Source organism: Geomonas oryzisoli (genome assembly GCF_018986915.1).
Classification (GTDB): Bacteria; Desulfobacterota; Desulfuromonadia; order Geobacterales; family Geobacteraceae; genus Geomonas; species Geomonas oryzisoli.
In genome coordinates, this window is the sequence record NZ_CP076723.1 from 2076834 (window position 1) to 2092643 (window position 15810).

The following is a 15810-nucleotide window of genomic DNA, read 5'->3' on the forward strand; positions in this document are numbered from 1 at the left end:
TCAAATGGAGGTCAACATGAAAAGCTTCACCCGCTTAATCGGCACTTCGGTTCTTTCACTGGTAGCACTTTGCCTGGTTTTGACTGCCGCGATGCCGCTCTTTGCCGCGGAGGGGGAGTTCAAAACCGTCTCCAGCGAGGTTTTGCGGGACATGCTGGAAGAGAAAAGGGCGTTTACACTGGTTGATGCCCGTACCAGCGACGAATACCAGGTAGCCCACCTCGTCGGCGCGATCAGCATCCCCGACAAGGAGTTCGACAAGCACGTCGCGCTGCTTCCCAAAGACAAGGGGGCGTTGATCGTCTTGTACTGCAACGGGGTCAAGTGCGGCAAGAGCAAGAAGGTGGCGGCCAAGGCGAGAGAGGCCGGCTACACCAACCTGGTCATTTATCCCGACGGCTTCCCCGTCTGGGAAGAGAAGGGGTACCCGATCGTAGCCGGCGCGGAATACGCCAGGAAGATCGAAACCACCAAGTTTTCCCCGGCGCAGCTAAAGCAGATACTGGCTGAAAAAAAGGACGCCTACGTACTGGTGGACGTGCGTGACGAGTTCGAGTTCGCCGAGGGACACATCCAGGGAGCGATCAATATCCCTGCTGAGACCTTCGCCGCCAAGTCCGGTGTTCTCCCCAAGGAGAAGGGAATCATCGTCTACTGCAACAGCGGCGGACGCAGTTACTCTGCCTACCGCAAGCTGATGAAACTCGCCTATCCTTCCATCTTCCAGGCCATCCTGGCCGAGTGGAAGGAAGCCGGCTTCCCTGTCGTAAAATCTCAGTTGTAATAGCCGTTTATATCCCACACTTCAAGTAACGAAGGAGTAGTCGATGAAAAGGTTGTTGTTGTCAATGCTGGCGTTTTCCCTTTGCGTAACCCCTGCTGCCTGGGCCAAAAGCCGCAGCGGCCAGGTCACCGTCGAGGTCGATCTTTCCAAACAGGAGTCCGGTAAGGAAACCAGGCTTTGGATCCCCTACGCGGTCTCCGATGCCAACCAAAACGTAACCGACGTCAAGGTAAGCGGCGATTTTGCCTCCTCGGCGGTTTACACCGACCAGGCCAACGGCACCCCGATGCTGTTCGCCCAGTGGGACAAGGACGCCAAGAGCCGCAAGCTCACCTACAGCTTCACCGTGAAGCGCGAAGAGCTCCGGATCAAGGATCTTTCCGCAAAGGAGCCGGCGTGGAACCAGGCCGATTACGCCGAGTATCTGAAGCCGACCTCGATGGGGCCGGTGGACGGCGAGGTGAAGAAGCTCGCGGAGAGCATCGTGAAGGGCAAGACGACGGTTCTCGACAAGGCGAAGGCGATCTACGACTGGGCCTGCGAGAACATGTACCGCGACCCGGCCACAGTTGGGTGCGGCAAGGGCGACGTCTGCGAACTGCTGAAAAAGCCCGGCGGCAAGTGCACCGATATCTCCTCGGTCTACATCGCGCTGGCGCGTGCGGCCGGGGTGCCGGCGCGCGAGGTGTTCGGCCTGCGCCTGGGCAAAAAGGCCGAGGAGGACATCACCACCTGGCAGCACTGCTGGGTCGAGTTCTTCCTCCCGGGCACGGGATGGGTGCCGGTTGACCCGGCCGACGTGAGAAAGGCCATGCTGGTCGAAAAGCTGGAGCTTAAGGACGCCAAGACCCGCGAGTACCGGGACTACTTCTGGGGCGGCATCGATCCCTACCGTTTCAAGATCGCCTCTGGGCGCGATGTCGTGCTGAATCCGCCGCAGGCCGGCGCGCCGCTCAACACCTTCGGCTATCCCTACGCGGAAGTGGGAGGCAAGGTGCTGGACTTCTACGACCCCAGGGGGTTCAGCTATCGCATCGGCTTCAAGGAGAAGTAGGGAAGGGGACTCTGATCTCATCGGGGCCGTGCCGCAAGGCGCGGCCTTTTTTATTGGCTCTGTTAGCGGGGCGCGGCTGAAGGGACTGGCTCCGTCCGGTGCCTGTCCCTCTAGCGGAACGCTCCTTTCAGCTCAGCAAGCTTGCCCAGGCAGTAAGGGGACAGGCACCTGGCGGAGCCAGTCCCCCCCAGCCGACGGAATCACCGGATTGAACCTTTTTTGTTTGTGTGCCTGCGGGGATTGATGTATCTTCCCTTGCAGTTTGTCGCAATTTCCTGCCAGGAGTACACTGTGCAAATTCGCATCGTTATCGCCGCTTTACTTCTCGGCGCGAGCTTCATCGCGCCTCAGGCCTGGGCTTCCGAACCCATCCCGGCCTCTCTCCCTACGACTGCCACACCGGCCGCCGTTGCCGTGCCCCAGGTCTCCGACCAGGCGGCCGCCATCGCGGCTCTCACGAAGGAGAACGCGCTCCTGCAGGAGAGGATCAAGTCGCTCGAGAGCTGCAGCATCAGTTCCACCGATCTTGCCGCCCGCAACTCCAAAAAGCTCAAGGAGATCACCGCCGACGTGCGCAGCCAGCGCCAGGCCATGGCGGAGTTCGAAAGCTACGTGAAGTGGATGTCCGGGCACGTCGCCAGCTACTCCAAGTACATCCAGGCCAGCTCCGTTGCCGCGCGCTTCGTGAAGTTCTTCCCGATCCCGTACGCCGGGCAGGCCTCGCTCTTCACCAAGTTCGTCTCCGATTCGGCCGTTTCCCTGGCTGCCGCTTCCGTTTCGATCAACAAGTACCTGGGTACCTCGCAGCAGTTCCTTTCCCGCGCCGACGCGCTGGACCCGAACAAACCGACCTACAACCAGGATGTGTCCGACCTGGTGCGTTTCGCCGACCATGACCTGCTGAAGGGGATGACCGAGGTGCAGGACCGGCTCACCACCACCTCCCAGCTCTCCGCATCCTCGCTTTCCTTCCTGGAGAGCGTGAACCACTACGTGGGCTCCGGCGACGAGGCCCTGACCAAGGCCAAATCGTTCCTGAAGAGCGACGACAAGGCGGAGAAGAGCTTCCTCGCCGAAAGCACCGCCTCTTTGAAGAACAAGGCCCAGGTCTTCAACGGCAAACTGCAGCTCTTCGACGCTACCGTGAAGAAGACCTCGCCCCAGATCAAGGCGCTGGTCGCCTATGACGACCTGGCGCGCAGCCTGGATCCGAAGTTCGCCAAGAAGTAGACGTCGTGCTCTACTGAAACGCAAAAGGCCTCACCCGGTTCGGGAGAGGCCTTTTTTTATGCTGCGCCGCAACCTGCGGCGTCGCGAGGACGGTTTAGAACTTGTAGCCCAGCGAGAGCGCCACGAGATGGGCGTCGCTTTGGTACTTGCCGTTGGCCGAGGTGGCAGCAATGCCGGGAAGACCGTAGATGGTGTTGTTCTTGTTCCGGTTCTCGTAGTACTGGTAGCCGTAGGCGACGGCCACGGTAAAGGGTTTGAGATCGACATCGGTGCCGACGCAGAAAACGTGGGTCGTGGCGTCCGGGATGGAGGGGTCGAAGGTGCTGTCGGGTACCGCGCTTTCCCCGTAGACGTAGCCTGCCAGCAGCGCGACTTTCGGGTCCACCTGATACCTGCCGCCCAGGTTGAGCCCCCAGCTGTCCTTCCAGTTCCTCGGGGTGATCGAGGAGCTGCCGTTGTCGAGACGGATGTCCAGATTCTTGAACTTGGACCACCCCTCCCAGCGCACCCCCGCCTCCAGGGTGAGCCTGTCGATCCCCTTGAAGGCGACGCCTGCCGTGAACTGCGGGGGGAGGGTGAGGTCGGTCTTGCCGCCGCTGTTCAGGACGGTGACCGGCGGCACCAGCGGCGTCGGGCTGGCAAAGACCGCGTCCCCGGAGATGTCGACGTAGACCTGGCTGCGGTAGGAGGCGCCGACGGTCAGGTGCTCGCAGGGATCCCAGGCGGCCGCCACGTTGAATCCGACGCCGGTCCCGTCACCCTTGAACTTCTGGTTGATGTCCGTGCCCGGAGCGTAGCCGAGCAGGGGGGTGAGCGCGGCGGACGGGATCTTTCTCTGCAGCGTCGCGTCGAGCAGCACGACGTCGACCCCGGCGGCCAGTGAGAGCGAGGGAAGCACGCGGTAGGAAAGTACCGGGTTGATGTCGAAGGTCTTCAGGTTGGACCTGGTGGCGAGGTAGCGGCCGTCCCAGTTGTCCTTCCACTCGGTGCCCAGGCCGAAGGGGTTGAAGATGCCGAGGCCGGCGCTTACCTGGTCGTTGAACTTGTGGGTTACGTAGAGGTGGCTCGGGAAGAATACCGATTCGTCGGAGGAGGGGTTTCCGCCGATGGAACTCGCGTACTCGCGCGAGGAGAGTATCGCCGTGGTGCCTACCATCACCTGGGTTCCGTCGAGCTTGTTCATCAGGGCAGGGTTGTAAAAGATGGTGCTGGCATCGCTGGTGTGGGCGGTGACCGCGTTGCCCTGGCCCAGGGCGCTGGCCCCGTGGGTGAAGACGGCGTAGCCGGCGGCAAGTGCGGACGAAGGAGCACCGGCTCCCAGCGAGACCGCCGAAGCGAGCAGCCCGGCGATCAGGCTCTTCCTGTAATTCATAGATCCTCCTGGAATTGAAACCGCGGTATTGATCTCTGTCATGCTGCGGCGTTGACGAATCGCCGCGACAACGGGTAACATGGCTGTCGTGGTTGACTAACCACAAGGCTTCGTGTTAAAAGTCTAATGATTCGAATCGGTTAACGGGAGCATTCGATGCACTCAGAAAGACGATACCTGATGGAACACGCCGAGGAGTCCCTTCGGCTCGACATGAAAACGGACAACGCGGTGACCGAGACGCAGGCGCGCTGGGCGGGGCTTGCGCCGGGCATGAGCGTCATCGACATCGGCTGCGGCCCTGGCAAAACAACCAGCATGCTCGGGGAACTGGTGCAGCCGGGCGGAAGGGCGGTCGGCGTCGACCTCTCCGAGCAACGCCTCGACTTCGCCCGCCGGCATTACGGTTCCGGCACGGTCAGCTTCGAGCGTTGCGACCTGTACCAGCCGCTCACCGGGTTTGGGCAGTTCGATTTCGCATGGTGCCGATTCGTCCTCGAGTACCACCTCTCCAACTGCTTCGAGCTGGTGCGCAACATCTCGGCTGCGCTGAAGCCCGGAGGGATACTCTGCCTGATCGACCTCGACCACAACTGCCTGAGCCACTACGGTCAGTCCCCGCGCATGGAGCGCGCCGTCGCCGCCATCATCAAGAGCCTGGAGCAAAACGACAACTTCGACCCCTACGTCGGTCGCAAGCTGTACTCCTTTCTCTACGACCTCGGCTACCGGGACATCGATGTGAAGGTCGCGGCGCACCACCAGATCTTCGGGGAACTGAAGGAGGTGGATGAATTCAACTGGACCAAGAAGGTCGAGGTGGCCGCCAAGAGATCGGGCTACGGTTTCGACGAGTACCAAGGGGGGTACGACGAGTTTCTGACCGAGTTCCATGACTTCTTCGCCAGTCCCCGCCGTTTCACCTACACCCCGATCATCTCCTGCCGCGGCCGCAAACCCTAGGCCTCCTGAAGCTCTGCGGGCTTGCCGTCTTCTGTGGCCCGCAACCGGCAGGTGATCAGCGCCTCGACGATGTGCCGGTCGAAGTGAGTTCCCGCTCCTTCACGGAGCAGGCGGAACGCCTCGTCGACCCGCATCGGGGCGCGGTAGTGGCGCTGCGAGGTGACCGCCTCGTAGAAATCCGCCACCGCGATGATCTTCGCCCCCAGCGGGATGTCCTTCCCCCTCAGTCCCTTCGGATAGCCGGTGCCGTCGATCTTTTCATGGTGCGCACCGGCAATCTCCGGCACCTCCCGGTAAATCCCCTCGAAATTGACCTGCTCCAGGATGTCGCGGGTCTTGTGGCAGTGGGTCTTGACGATCTCGTACTCGAGGTCGGACAGTCTGCCGTTTTTCTTCAGTATGGCGTCGGGCACCCCGATCTTGCCGTAGTCGTGCAAAAGCGCGGCGACCCTGATCATCTCCCGTTCCGCGCGGGGAAGCCCCAGCTCCTCGCAGATCTCCTCGGAATACTCGGTGACCTTCTCGGAGTGGCCGGCGGTAAGCGGGTCCCGGGCGTCGATCGACGCCGCCATGACCTTCAAAAAGGAGCTGAACTGGTTCGACTTCGCCTCGTGCAGCTTCGCGTTGCGGATGCTGATGCCGATGACGGGCGCGATCCCCATCAGCAGGGAGACGTCGCTTTGCACCAGCGGCCGCTTCGATTTCAGGTTGTCGACCGCGATGATCCCCAGGGATTCCCCCTCGCAGATGATCGGGCAGCAGATGAAGGTCTGGGAGAGGAGCTGCTTGGCGAAGTTCTGGCTCCTGCCGGACAGGTTTCCCTCGATGTCCTTGACGTCGGCGACCAGGAAGGGGCGCTGCTCCCGGAAGGAGACCACGAAGACCCCCTTGGAATCCGGTCGGTCCAGATGGAAGGTGGTCTTGCCGAGGAAGGCGAGCTGTTCGTCGTGGTAGCCGAACCCGGCCTGGAAGACGAGCCGCGACTTGTCGGGGTTGCTGAGCAGGATGAGCCCGCGGCTGTAATCGAGGCGCTTTTCCAGGATCTGGATCACGTTGGACAGGATCTCCTGGACCTCGGTCTGCCTGCTGATCACCTGGCCGATCTCGTTGGTCACCAGGGCGTTGTTGTAGTTGATCTCCATCCGCTTGAACAGGTTGTCGGTGAGATCCTTGAGGCTTTTCTGGCTGGTGAGCAAAGCGACTTTTTCGCTGCGCAGCGAGCAGATCTTGATGACCAGCAGCAGCACCAGCGCCCAGGGGGCCACCAGGTAGATGGTCTTCATCTGGTCCGCCCGGTAGCAAAAGGCGATGATGAGGAAGATGGCGATGGCCGCGTAGTTGCGGGTGAACTGCCAGAACCCGGCGCTGGCCGGCTCCCAGGTGACGATGTAGCGACAGACCGGGTCGCCGTGGAAGACGCACTGGGGGTGCTCGATGCGCGGGAGCCTCGGTTGGAAGAGGTTGGCGATGGCCTCGAAAAAACCGATCCGGTTCTGGCACTGGAAAGGCTCCTCGTGGCATCCCGGTCTCGGGGTCACGGTGATTTCGTAGCTGTTGGCGCTGAGCTGTTTGGAGGTGTAGACGGAGGACCTGACGAAGTTGGTGTTGACGGTGTCGCCGATGAGGCTGTAGGCGCGGGCGGGTCCCACCAGGCCGAGGAAGTACTGCCGGAGGATGCCCATCGCCTCGGGAGACGCGGCATACCTGCCTGCCTCGCGGGCGATGTTGTCGTTGCCGGTCAGCTTGAGCAGCCTCTCGTAGAAGAGGTTGACCTGCTCCTGGCTGAACCAGTGCCCCTGGTCGGCCACCTCCAGCGGGGTCATCTTGGCGTAGGCGAGCAGGTCGCCGATGTTGACGAAGTTGTACTTGCTCTTGATCAGCTTGATGTAGATGTCGATGATGCTGCTGTTGTAAAGCGGTGTGTTCATCGGCATGGATCAGGTCCCCTGGGCCGCGGTCCGCTGCGTCTTTCTGTCCTTGCCGCGGGTATGGAGCTCGCCCAGGTACCTGATGAAGTTCGAGGTCTGGGTCTGGGCGTTGAAGGCCCACAGGATGTACTTCCTCTCGAAGGGGAGGCTGGCGGCCTCGGCGTAGCTTTCGGGATACACCATCACCGGAATCTCGCTTTGCCGGTACTTGTGCGTGATGATGGAAAGCGCGATGAAGAGGATGTCCTTGGGGAAGTGCTCCTGGTCCAGGACGAACACCTTGATGCAGTTGGTGAGGTCGGAAAGGTTCAGACCGACATCGGAGACGTTGATCATGAACACCGCCTTGACCACCCCGTCGCGCTTCAGGGTGTAGAGGTCTCGTTGCAGCGAGAACCCCGCCTCCCGGTAGTCGTGCGCCAGTTCTTCGCACTCGGTGATACCTGGTTCCATGTCGAGGGCGTGCAGCATGAGACCGCCGGAATGCTGCTCGTAGAAAGCCTCGAGCTCGAGCTGATCCTCCCGGGTGGTGCGGGTAAGCGCCCAGGGTCCGGCGAAGTTCCAGTCGTCCGAGAAGGTGCGCTGGTAGTGGAAGTAGACGAAGGTGTCGGTGGAGCAGCTCTTCCTGTCCTCGGCGGCCTTCAGGAACCCGCCGAAGATGCGGGTGGGAAACCTGTTCTCCGGCTTGTAGTAGCAGATCAGGTAGTCCATGTGGGACGACCGCAGGTTGTAGGTGTCGTTGATCGAGTTGCAGAGATGGTCGAGCACGACCATGCCCGCGTGGTTCGATTCCGACCGGTTGGCGGCATGGTGGTGCACAAGCCAGGTCCCCTGGTAAAAACGCAGCATCGCCAGGTGCCCCAGGATGTTGCCGTGCTCCTGGTAGATGAAGTGGCGGGCTATGCCGGGGTTCTCCGTGTAGAGCCTGCGGTAGGTCTCCTTGAGGTTGGCCTTGTTGAGCTGCACGAAATGGTACTTCTCCGGGTAGATGAAGCCGGTATCGAAGAAGAACTGCCACAGATCGTCCAGGTCGACCTGGGTGCTCACGTAGGAATGCCGGTTCTTGGCCAGGTACAGCAGCGAAAGGAGGCTGACGTGGTCCCGGATGTCCATGTCCAGGAAGCAAAGCCCGCACTTGACGATGGGGGCCTTCTCCTTCTTGGAGGCGTCGGTGCGGTAGACGACCTGGGCGGCGCACTTGGTGGAGAAGCCGTTGCCGATACGCAACTCCAGTTCGGGGATGATCATCCCCGGCAGGAGCACGCTCGACTCCACGTCCTCGCAGGCGGAGAAGCCGGAACCGGAGATGTCGAGCACCTTGAGGTCGACGTTCTTCTGGCTGAGGGGATGCCTGAACACGGCGTTGGGCAGGGGCAGCAGTTCGTGCCGGCAACTGCGGATCTCCTTGGCCTTGAAGCGCTGCATGTGCGCCTGCGACGGCTCCAGCAGGTAGATCCTGTCCCTGTGTCCGAGTGTCTGGGAGGTGATCCGGCACTCGGCCGAGTAGAGGGTGGAGCTGTCGTTGGTCAATACCACCTGCAGCGGCACGTCGCTGTTGATCCAATTGAAGGTGCGGCTGCCGTCGCCCTGGATCCGGACCCTGAAGGAAACGGCGCTGAAGTCGATCAGCGTCCCCTGGAAGCGCGCCCCGTTCTGGATGAGTTCGGCGGCGACGCCCTGGCACGGGTGGCGCCGAGACTTGCGGTAGTTCACCTCGATGCACTTCTCGGGGAGCAGGAAAATGGCCCCTTCGTCGTTGATGCTGATCAGTTCGGGGATGGCGGTCATCATGCGGTGACCGCTGACGACGAAGATGCTCTCGAGGGCGCAGCCGTTGGTCGCCGCGTGGACTGATTCGACCGAGACCCAGCGGCATTCGAGTCTGTTGTTAAGACAGGGGAGGGGAACTGCTTCAAGCGTCACCGTGCGGGGGTACTTGGTGTGCCTGAAGTTGACGAGGATGGAGTCTTCCTGGAAGTTGATGAAGTTAAGCTTGTTGATCAGTCTATCGAGCCCGACTTCCTTTTCAGAACCGGGAGAAAATTCTATTACTGTGTCTGGCCGGGCAAATTGTAAAATCTTGCTGGCGTCTTTCATTACTACCTCATGGCCGCCCTGAGTGGCGACTGGAGAAACTGTGGCGGTGGCGTTTTACTAGTGGGCCAAGTTCTCAAAGGGACGCGGTCGATCCATCCATTACGCGTAGCGATTATTAGCATGTTTTGGATAGTTTTTCACTATTAAAACGATGTGTGACTAAAGAAAAAATGAGGTGACCGGGCGGAGCCGGTGAGGGGGAGATTGCACTGGTCGGCGAGACGGCGAGGTGCTGTTCGTTTTCAGCCTTTGGACTGCAGGGACGCCTCGAGATAGGCGTTGAAATCCAGGGTCTTAGCCAGATTGCTCTGAGTCGCGGCGCGCGGTGCCGGCGCCTCGTGCAGTACCTCGCCGGGCTGCGAGGAGGTGCGCGCCGCGACGATGCGGTTGCGGCCGCGGGCCTTCGCCTCGTAGAGCGCGACGTCGGAGGCGTGCACCAGATCGTTGAAGGTTCTGCCGTCCTCGGGGAAGGAGGCTATGCCGAGGCTCGCGGTGAGGCGCCGCAGCGGGATGTCGCTCTCGCCGGGGAAACGCTTGTTCTCGATCTCGGCGCGGATCCGCTCCGCCACGATCATCGCCTCAGCCTTGGATGTCCCCGGCAGTACGGCGCAGAATTCTTCACCGCCGTAGCGCGCCACGATGTCCATCTCGCGCAGCGACTCCTTGATGATGTCCGCGGTGAGTTTGAGCGCCTCGTCTCCGGCCAGATGGCCGCAGAGGTCGTTGTAGCTCTTGAAGAAATCGAGATCGATGAAGATCACGGTGAGGTTCAGTCCCTGGCGCGCGCTCCGGTTCAGCTCCTCCTCGAGGCGGCTCTTGAGGAAGCGGCGGTTGTACAGGCCGGTAAGGGGGTCGGTGACCGAGAGTTGCTCGAAGCGGACCGATTCCTCCAGGACCTCGGTGCGTTCGATCATGAGCGAGGCGAGGTTCGCGAACGAGGTGAGCAGCATCAGGTCGGAGTGGGTGAAAGGACGCAGGTTCTTCTTGTCGGAGAGGTTCAGCACCCCGATCACCTTGTTCTTGAGCTTGAGCGGGATACAGATGAGCGACTTGGACTTGAAGCGCAGCCTGTTGGTCATGGCGACCCTGCTGTCCTTTTCGACGTCGTTGACCAGCAGCGGCTGCCCGGTCTTGGCGACCATGCCCGCGATCCCCTTGCCGACCTTGAGCTGCAGGCAGCGTGCGATGTTGAGCGTCATGCCAAGGGTGAACACTATCTGCATCCCCACGCCGTCCTTGTCGATCAGCATGATGGAGCCCTGGGTCGCATCGATCAGTTCCGAGGCGATCTTCAGGATGGACTCGTAGAGCAGGTCCTTGCTGTCTATCTGCAAAAGCGTGTCGGTAAGCGACATCAGGCGTTCGGAGAGGGCGTTCTCCTTGCTGCGGGCGGCGTCCTTGTCGATGGTACTGAGTTTGCCCGCCATGGCGCCGCAGAGCATGGAGATAATAAGCGCGTCATTGGGCTGTATGTCGGTGTCGAAAAGAGCGAGAAAGCCCAAAAGCTCCCCTTGAGCCTTGAGCGGGAAAACGGTGCAGACGGTGGCTCTCAGTTCGGGGAGGGCGGCACGCATCCTCCCGTCCCACAGTACCGTCTTTTTCACCTTGTCCGGCGCCACGAACAGCTGCAGCGATTCGGCGCTCAGCGTTCCCAATTCATCGGGGAGCCCCCATACGCCGGTAGCGGTAAACGATTTCCGGTCCGAGTCGGGGAGGGCGATCGCGATGCGCGCGACCTGGAATGCGGTGACGATGGTGTCGCAGCAGATGGCGACGCAGGCGGTGACGGTGGTGACCCGGTCGAGTTTCTCCAGTGCCTGGGACACGGCCTGCAACGCCTCGTCGCCGACAGTCGCCCTGGGGGGGGCCACCACGGCGCGCTCGTGGTGACGGGCGGGGAGTCGGTACAGTTCGATCCGGCGTCTGACCTGCTCGGCGACCTCTTCGACCTCCTCGTAACTGGCGGTGCAAAGCGATTCCACGTAAGGAAGCAGTGAAAACGCATCGTCACCGCTGCGGGCAAGGGAGGCCAACTGCCACAGGTCGATCGTTTCCTCGCGGACGCCGTCACCCACCAGGCAGAAGTCGGCACCGGAGAGGGTGAAGGGGATGAGGAAGCCGAAGAAGCCGCCGCCGTAGCGGCAGACCGAGGGGGTCCCTTCCTCGAAGAAAACCTCCATGTTCTCCTCGAAGAATTGCTTGGAAACCTCCCGACAAAGCTTGTCTTCCACGACGGTGGCGCAGGACTCGAAACACCGCGCGGACGCAACGGTACCGTTACGCCTGCGATAAAGCGTAAGGCTGTAGCGCGCCAGCATGGGGAGTCCCTTCAACTCCGTCAGCAAATCCCCAAAAGGCATGTTTGCGAGTTCCTGCGTCACAGGTAAGGCTCCAGCTTCAGTGAGGCATCCCTCCGGGGAGGGGTGCACGCTTACGTGAAAGGTGTTTTGCTGCACGTTCTGCGCCAAAAGCTGTGTGCGTAGCGAGCGGTCAAACCGCATTAAAGCCGCATAATTACCGCTCTCTACTCTATGCGATACGCGTACTGCCTCGAGCTCATCCTGCGATGCCGTATGATCGGACAACAGGATATGGGGCAATGTTAATATCGGAGTTCGGCACTATAAAGTCAGTAATTAGGATCACATTTTAATGTGTTTTCGGGCATCAAATTGTCGCAGGGCCCGCGAGGGATTGGCTGGATGGGGCGCTGCAGCGCGTCCTTGCACAGACCCCATGCAAATTTTCACTGATTAATCAGCCCTTAAGGCAGTAAGGGGTGCGTGATATGACTCATAGAGTAGGGGAAATAACTGATTGATTCTCACCTTCGATGGCTTTAAACTAGCCGGCCATTAGATGCACGAAAGGTTGCTGATGCCGACTTCCCCGGACACCCCTCTCTATAACAGCCGTATCTTCGACTCCTACCTGAAGCTTTTGCGGAAAAGGTACCCGGACGTGGATACGCACGCCCTGCTGGCCTATGCGGGTATGAAACAGCACGAGGTCTCCGACCCGGGGCATTGGTTCAGCCAGCGCCAGGTGAACCGCTTTCACGAAAAACTGGTGCAGGTGACCGGCGACCCGGGCATCGCACGCGAAGCCGGCCGTTACGCCGCTTCTTCCGACGCACTCGGCCCCTTGAGGTCGTTCTTTCTCGGCATGGTCGGGCCGGAGTACATCTTCCATCTCATCAACAAGATCGCCCCCAGGTTCACCCGCTCTTCCCGCTGCAGCGCGCGCAAGACCGGACCGCGCGAAATCGAGCTCACGGTGACCTACAACGAAGGCGTGCAGGAAAACCCACGCCAGTGCGAGAACAGGATCGGCTTCTTCGAGGCCGCCTTCCTGCTTTTCGACCACGACTTCCCGGAGATCGAGCACACTGAGTGCGTCTTCAAGGGGGGAGAGGTCTGCCGCTACGTGATCAGGTGGCGGCGATCGGCTGGGTACCGGCTCCTCATGGCGCAGCGTATCTGCTCGGCTGTGCTGATTGTCGGACTGGTTACCGACTGGGTCCGCAGCGGTCATACCCTGATGGGGCCGGTTTTGTTTCTCGGGTTGGCCGGGTATTTTGGGTTCACCCTTTTGGCCCGCAACGCAGAACGCAAGGCGCTGCTTTCCTCGCTGACCAGCATGCGCGCCACCAGCGAGCGGCTGCTGTCGCAGGTCCAGGATAATTTCGACCGCGCGCTGGCCATCAACGAGATCGGCCGGGTCATCTCGACCAGGACCGAATTGGATGACATTCTCTCCAGCGTGAACCAGGTGCTGCACAAGCGGCTGGGGTACGGCAGGGGGATCGTGGTCCTGCTGGACCCGGAACGGAATTCATTGGTGCTGCGGGGCTGTTTCGGCCTCGGTGCCGAGGACGAGGAGCGGGTGCGCCGCGTCGAGCTGCCGTTGGCGGGAACCGCCACCCCCGGGGTGATGGTCACCTGCTTCCACACCCAGCAGCCGGTGCTGGTGAGCGATATCGAGGAAATCAGGACCCTGGCGGTGCCGGAGAATTACGCGCTCATCACCGCGCTCGGGGTCCGGTCCTTCATCTGCGCGCCCATCGTCTGCGAAGGGGAAAGCCTGGGAGTTCTGGCCGTCGACGACGCCAGCCGGGAAGGGGGGCTGCTGCAAAGCGACCTGAACCTGATCCAGGGGATCGCTCCGGTGATCGGTATCAGCGTCCGCAACGCGATGCGGCTGGCCAACGAGAGGCGGTTGTCGGACCAGCTCAGGAAGGCTTCGGAACAGCTGGAACGGCGCGTGTCGGAGCGGACGTCGGAGCTGAGCCAGGCCTACGCGGAGCTCGAATTCCTCTACGACTCGGTCTCGCACGACCTGCGCACCCCGCTTCGGGTGATCTACGGTTACGGCGAGCTGCTGTTGGAAGGCTACGGGGACAGGCTGGACGCCTCCGCACGCGAATACCTCGCCAACATAATCAGCGGCGGAGAGAGGATGGAGGAGACCCTGGACCGGATGCTCGACTTCTCCGAGGTGAAGTCGGCGCTGCCGGATCTGCAGCCGGTCGACCTGAGCCTTTTGGCCCGGCGCATCCTGGCCGATTTGAGGATCACCGACCCCGACCGGGAGGTCACGCTTGAGATCGAGGACGGCGTGCTGGTTACCGGCGACGAGAGGCTTTTGACCGGCGTCATGGAAAACCTGCTGGGGAATGCCTGGAAATACAGCGCCCACAAAGGGCGCACCAGGATCGCCTTCGGACGAAACGACGGGGTCTGCTACGTGAGGGACAACGGGGACGGGTTCGACATGGCGCAAGCCGGAAAACTCTTCATGCCGTTCCAGAGGCTGCACGACGGCAACCATTTCGCCGGTCACGGACTGGGACTTTCCATGGTACGCCGCATGTTGGAGCGCATGGGAGGCAAGGTGTGGGGGGAGGGAAGGCCCGGCGACGGGGCGACCTTCTATTTCACGCTGCCGCCGGGGGACGCCCCTTAGCCGACTTCGGAGTATTCCCGTTCGCGGAACTCGACCCCGAGCGACAGGGCGAGTTCTCTCACCTGTGCCACGTCCAGCCCTGGAACCGTCACCGCACTGGCGGTGACCTGCGGCACGTGTTTGGGTGCCTCCCGGAGAAACGCGCAGATCCCTTCGAATCCAGCCGCCCCGAAGGGGGTGTTGCAGAGCCGGTCGTAATCCGCGGCGTTGGCCGCGTTGAGGCTCACCGACAGGGCATCCACCAACCCGCTCAGCTCAGGCAGGATGTTCCGGCCATGGACCAGGTTCGCCTGTCCGTCGGTATTGATCCTCACCCGCAGGCCGCGCCGTTTCAGCTCGGCGGCCACCTCCTTGACCAGGTCGAGCCTGATCAACGGTTCCCCGAACCCGCAGAACACCACCTCGTCGTAATCCGAAGCCGCATCCACAGCGGCGATCACCTCGGCAAAATTGGGCTCGTGCGAGAGCTTCAACTCGTGTCCCTTGACCGCGAGCTCCTCGAATTTCGGGCAGAAGGTGCAGCGGTTCGAGCACCGGTTGGTGATGTTGAGGTAAAGGGAGGTGCGTATCTTGTAGGCGATGGTGTCTTCCTGAGCGGCCTGGTCGATCCGGAACAGCCTCCTGGTGTTGAACGAGGTGATGCGGCCGACATCCTCCGGTGAGAGCCCCTTCAGTTCGGCGATGCGCTCCGCTGCCAACCTGACGAAGGCCGGCTCGTTACGTTTGCCGCGGTGCGGCACCGGCGTGAGGTAGGGGGCATCGGTTTCCACCATGAGCTTCTCGATCTTCACCCCCCGTACCACCTCCCTGAGCGCCTCGTTGGACGGGTAGGTGACGGTGCCGGGGATGGAAATCATGAAGTTCATGTCGATGCACTCCTGGGCCATGGCCAGGTCGCCTGAGAAGCAGTGCAGCACCCCTCCCACCTCGTGTGCCTTTTCCTCCTTGAGGATGGCGACGATGCGGTCGTGGGCGTCCCGGTCGTGGATGATGAGCGGCAGCGACAGCTCTCGGGCCATCCGGATGAAGCGCCGGAACACCTCCTCCTGGTCGGCGCGGGGGGAGCGGTCGCGGAAGAAGTCGAGGCCGACCTCCCCGATGGCGACCACCTTCGGATTGTTCAGCGCGAGCTCGCGCACGGTCTGGTAGTCCGCCTCGGTCACGCCGGCGGCGTCGTGGGGATGGATGCCGACCGAGCAGTAGATGTTGGAACGCCTGGCGGCGAGGGCGACCGCCTCGCGGCTCGATTCCAGGTCGGCCCCGACGGCCATGATGGTGCCGACTCCCGCCTCTCGGGCGCGGTCCATCATCTCTTCGAAGTCCTCGGCGTACTCGCTGCCGTATATATGGGAATGGCTGTCGATCAGTTCCATGTTCCGATGCTCCTTGGTAACGGTTCTTTCATCCTGGGCGCGCC

Annotated in this window: 10 protein-coding genes; 5 read left to right on the forward strand and 5 right to left on the reverse strand. The window is 61.5% G+C overall.

Annotation, left to right across the window (positions count from 1 at the left end; all coding sequences use genetic code 11):
• Nucleotides 1-16: 16 nt before the first annotated feature.
• The 3 genes from KP004_RS09210 to KP004_RS09220 all read left to right on the forward strand — a co-directional run bounded on the left by KP004_RS09210 (nucleotide 17) and on the right by KP004_RS09220 (nucleotide 3068).
• Nucleotides 17-784 carry a rhodanese-like domain-containing protein gene (locus tag KP004_RS09210; RefSeq protein WP_216802021.1) on the forward strand — a complete coding sequence of 256 codons (768 nt, stop codon included), beginning with the start codon at nucleotides 17-19 and terminating at the stop codon, nucleotides 782-784.
• A 43-nt stretch (nucleotides 785-827) separates the two neighbouring features.
• The gene (locus tag KP004_RS09215; protein WP_216802022.1) at nucleotides 828-1838 is read left to right on the forward strand and encodes a transglutaminase-like domain-containing protein; all 1011 of its coding nucleotides are present in this window, start codon (nucleotides 828-830) and stop codon (nucleotides 1836-1838) included.
• Nucleotides 1839-2129: 291 nt separating this feature from the next.
• Complete coding sequence (locus tag KP004_RS09220; RefSeq protein ID WP_216802023.1) at nucleotides 2130-3068, forward strand: hypothetical protein; 939 nt, start codon at nucleotides 2130-2132, stop codon at nucleotides 3066-3068.
• Between the two features lie 94 nt (nucleotides 3069-3162).
• Here the strand turns inward: KP004_RS09220 and KP004_RS09225 are convergent, their stop codons facing one another.
• Complete coding sequence (locus KP004_RS09225; RefSeq protein WP_216802024.1) at nucleotides 3163-4440, reverse strand: OmpP1/FadL family transporter; 1278 nt, start codon at nucleotides 4438-4440, stop codon at nucleotides 3163-3165.
• A gap of 156 nt (nucleotides 4441-4596) precedes the next feature.
• Between KP004_RS09225 and KP004_RS09230 the strand changes: the two genes are divergently transcribed.
• The gene (locus KP004_RS09230) at nucleotides 4597-5403 is read left to right on the forward strand and encodes a methyltransferase domain-containing protein (RefSeq protein ID WP_216802025.1); all 807 of its coding nucleotides are present in this window, start codon (nucleotides 4597-4599) and stop codon (nucleotides 5401-5403) included.
• On the opposite strand, the gene KP004_RS09235 is transcribed toward KP004_RS09230, so the two are convergent.
• From KP004_RS09235 to KP004_RS09245, 3 genes are all read right to left on the reverse strand, one after another.
• Nucleotides 5400-7337 (reverse strand): HD domain-containing phosphohydrolase, encoded by a 1938-nt coding sequence (locus KP004_RS09235; RefSeq protein WP_239027008.1) that lies wholly within the window; start codon nucleotides 7335-7337, stop codon nucleotides 5400-5402. The genes KP004_RS09230 and KP004_RS09235 overlap by 4 nt on opposite strands.
• Before the next feature lie 3 nt (nucleotides 7338-7340).
• Nucleotides 7341-9428 (reverse strand): PilZ domain-containing protein, encoded by a 2088-nt coding sequence (locus tag KP004_RS09240; protein ID WP_216802026.1) that lies wholly within the window; start codon nucleotides 9426-9428, stop codon nucleotides 7341-7343.
• 242 nt (nucleotides 9429-9670) lie between these two features.
• Nucleotides 9671-11773 (reverse strand): sensor domain-containing diguanylate cyclase, encoded by a 2103-nt coding sequence (locus KP004_RS09245; RefSeq protein WP_239027009.1) that lies wholly within the window; start codon nucleotides 11771-11773, stop codon nucleotides 9671-9673.
• 514 nt (nucleotides 11774-12287) lie between these two features.
• On the opposite strand from KP004_RS09245, the gene KP004_RS09250 reads away from it, so the two are divergent.
• Nucleotides 12288-14393, forward strand: a complete 2106-nt coding sequence (locus tag KP004_RS09250; RefSeq protein ID WP_239027010.1) for an ATP-binding protein — start codon at nucleotides 12288-12290, stop codon at nucleotides 14391-14393.
• Here KP004_RS09250 and KP004_RS09255 read toward each other — a convergent pair.
• Nucleotides 14390-15766 carry a TatD family hydrolase gene (locus KP004_RS09255; RefSeq protein ID WP_216802028.1) on the reverse strand — a complete coding sequence of 459 codons (1377 nt, stop codon included), beginning with the start codon at nucleotides 15764-15766 and terminating at the stop codon, nucleotides 14390-14392. The genes KP004_RS09250 and KP004_RS09255 overlap by 4 nt on opposite strands.
• Nucleotides 15767-15810: the final 44 nt, after the last annotated feature.

Bases quoted from the DNA above. Each gene is read 5' to 3' on its own strand.
- KP004_RS09225 (WP_216802024.1), bottom strand. From the start codon at position 4,440: ATGAATTACAGGAAGAGCCTGATCGCCGGGCTGCTCGCTTCGGCGGTC.
- KP004_RS09230 (WP_216802025.1), top strand. From the start codon at position 4,597: ATGCACTCAGAAAGACGATACCTGATGGAACACGCCGAGGAGTCCCTT.
- KP004_RS09240 (WP_216802026.1), bottom strand. From the start codon at position 9,428: ATGAAAGACGCCAGCAAGATTTTACAATTTGCCCGGCCAGACACAGTA.
- KP004_RS09250 (WP_239027010.1), top strand. From the start codon at position 12,288: ATGCACGAAAGGTTGCTGATGCCGACTTCCCCGGACACCCCTCTCTAT.
- KP004_RS09210 (WP_216802021.1), top strand. From the start codon at position 17: ATGAAAAGCTTCACCCGCTTAATCGGCACTTCGGTTCTTTCACTGGTA.
- KP004_RS09235 (WP_239027008.1), bottom strand. From the start codon at position 7,337: ATGCCGATGAACACACCGCTTTACAACAGCAGCATCATCGACATCTAC.
- KP004_RS09215 (WP_216802022.1), top strand. From the start codon at position 828: ATGAAAAGGTTGTTGTTGTCAATGCTGGCGTTTTCCCTTTGCGTAACC.
- KP004_RS09255 (WP_216802028.1), bottom strand. From the start codon at position 15,766: ATGGAACTGATCGACAGCCATTCCCATATATACGGCAGCGAGTACGCC.